We start from the raw sequence: 684 nt of genomic DNA on the forward strand, positions 1-684 counted from the left end.
CCGGACTGCGACGTGCTGGTGGTTTACGCCAAGACCGAGCCCGAGCTGGGCGCGCGCGGCATGACCGCCTTTATCGTCGAGAAGGGCATGAAGGGCTTCTCCGTGGCGCAGAAGCTGGACAAGCTGGGCATGCGCGGCTCGCACACCGGCGAGCTGGTGTTCGAGGACGTGGAGGTGCCGGCCGAGAACATCCTCGGCGCCGAGAACAGCGGCGCCAGGGTGCTGATGAGCGGGCTGGACTACGAGCGCGCCGTGCTGTCGGGCGGCCCGGTCGGCATCATGCAGGCGTGCATGGACGTGGTCACGCCGTACATCCACGACCGCAAGCAGTTCGGCCAGAGCATCGGCGAATTCCAGCTGATCCAGGGCAAGGTGGCCGACATGTACACCACGCTGCAGGCGGCGCGCAGCTACCTGTACACGGTCGGCAAGAACCTGGACGCGCTCGGCAGCGACCACGTGCGCCAGGTGCGCAAGGACTGCGCCGCGGTGATCCTGTACACGGCCGAGAAGGCCACCTGGATGGCGGGCGAGACCGTGCAGATCCTGGGCGGCAACGGCTATATCAACGAATACCCGGCCGGGCGCCTGTGGCGCGACGCCAAGCTGTACGAGATCGGCGCCGGCACGTCTGAGATCCGCCGCATGCTGATCGGCCGCGAGCTGTTCGCGGAAACGATGTAA

Annotated in this window: 1 protein-coding gene; it reads left to right on the top strand. The window is 67.1% G+C overall.

Features of this window, described 5'->3' with window-relative positions; all coding sequences use genetic code 11:
- A partial coding sequence (locus E1J61_RS36480; protein WP_207951312.1) for an acyl-CoA dehydrogenase family protein occupies window positions 1-684 on the top strand: 684 nt, incomplete at its 5' end.

The organism is Cupriavidus sp. L7L (genome assembly GCF_004353535.1).
GTDB classification, from domain to species: domain Bacteria; phylum Pseudomonadota; class Gammaproteobacteria; order Burkholderiales; family Burkholderiaceae; genus Cupriavidus; species Cupriavidus oxalaticus_A.